The 1,438-nt window shown below is 68.2% G+C and carries 1 protein-coding gene and 1 pseudogene; both read left to right on the forward strand.

The window, feature by feature from the left end; all coding sequences use genetic code 11:
* Window positions 1–966: MocR-like pyridoxine biosynthesis transcription factor PdxR (pdxR, locus tag AC1DOC_RS33480; protein WP_478131545.1), on the forward strand; the 966-nt coding region annotated here is incomplete at its 5' end.
* Between the two features lie 57 nt (window positions 967–1,023).
* A pseudogene (locus tag AC1DOC_RS33485) lies at window positions 1,024–1,438 on the forward strand (hypothetical protein); the annotation flags it as partial.

The following is a 1,438-nucleotide window of genomic DNA, read 5'->3' on the forward strand; positions in this document are numbered from 1 at the left end:
CCGCTGCGCACCGCCATTGCCGCCTACCTGCGGGTGTCGCGCGGCGTCGCATGCCATCCGTCGCAGGTCTTCGTGACCGGCGGCTACCGCGCATCGCTCGCGCTCATCTCGCACGCGCTGCTCGCAAGGGACGAGCGCGTGTGGGTGGAAGACCCGGGCTATCCGCCGACGCAGGAGGTGCTGCGCAGCGCCGGCCAGCGCACGGTGCCCGTGCCGGTGGATGAAGAAGGCCTGGTCGTTGCGCGCGGCATGCGCAAGGCGGCGGGGGCGAAGATGGCCGTCGTCACGCCTTCGCACCAGGCGCCGCTCGGCGTCTCGATGTCGCTCGCCCGCCGGCTGCAGCTGCTCGACTGGGCCTCGCAGGCGAAGGCCTGGATCGTCGAGGACGACTACGACGGCGAATACCGCTACACCGGCCCGCCCCTGCCCGCGCTCAAGAGCCTCGACCGCCATGACCGCGTGCTCTACGCCGGCAGCTTCTCGAAGGTGCTGTACCCCGGCTTGGCACTGGGCTACGTGGTGGTGCCCGATGCGCTGCGCGGCGCCTTCGCCGAGGCTGCGCGGACGGGGTCCAACGGATGCCCGCAGCTCACGCAGGCGGTGGTCGCCGATTTCATGCGCGAAGGCCACTTCTCGCGCCACTTGAAGAAGATGCGGCTGCTCTATGCGCGGCGCCGCCACATGCTCGCGGCCGCGCTGCTGAAGGCCTTCGGCGACGAAGTGCGCATCGACCTGCAGGCCGGCGGCATGCACCTGATCGCGCGCTTCGACCGGCGGCGCGAAGGCGACGCGGAATTGGCGCGCCGGGCGCAGCGCGCCGGACTGAACTGCCAGCCGCTGTCCGCGCGGGGCACGGCAGGTTTCCGGGACGAGGGGCTGTTGATGGGCTTCACCAATGTTGGCTCGGCGCTGCATGCGCAGCAGCTCGCGGCGAAGCTGCACAAGGCCTTGGGCCGCGAGCCCTGAGACCGTGCACGGGCACAATCCACCGTGCCAGCCATACATAAAGAGGAGAAGAGAACCATGCGCAGCCGACTGCTTGCCTTTGTCATTGCGATCGTCCTGTCCGGATGCGCTGCCACGGCGCCACCGGTTCCGCCCCATACAGGCAAGCTGGCGAAAGGCGCCAAGGTCGGGGTGCTGGTCTACATGCCTTCGCCGGCGCAGCACCTGCACGTGGGTACCACCGTCTTCAACAACTTCTCCACGAACTATCAGTTTCCCTGGACGCCCACCGCCAGGGCCTACGAGATCGTCGCGTCAGACCTGGAGAAGGAGGGCTTCCAGGTCGTGCGGCTCTCGAGCTTTGCAACGAGCACCATCGATGCCTTGGCCGTTTCATCCGACGACCGATGGAGCGCGAATCCAAAGCAGGAATGGGCGGCCCGAAAGCTCCGGGAAGAGCAGATCTCGGCAGTCGTCCTGGTCGAAGGGAAAC

Source organism: Variovorax sp. 01T439_2 (assembly GCF_056398445.1).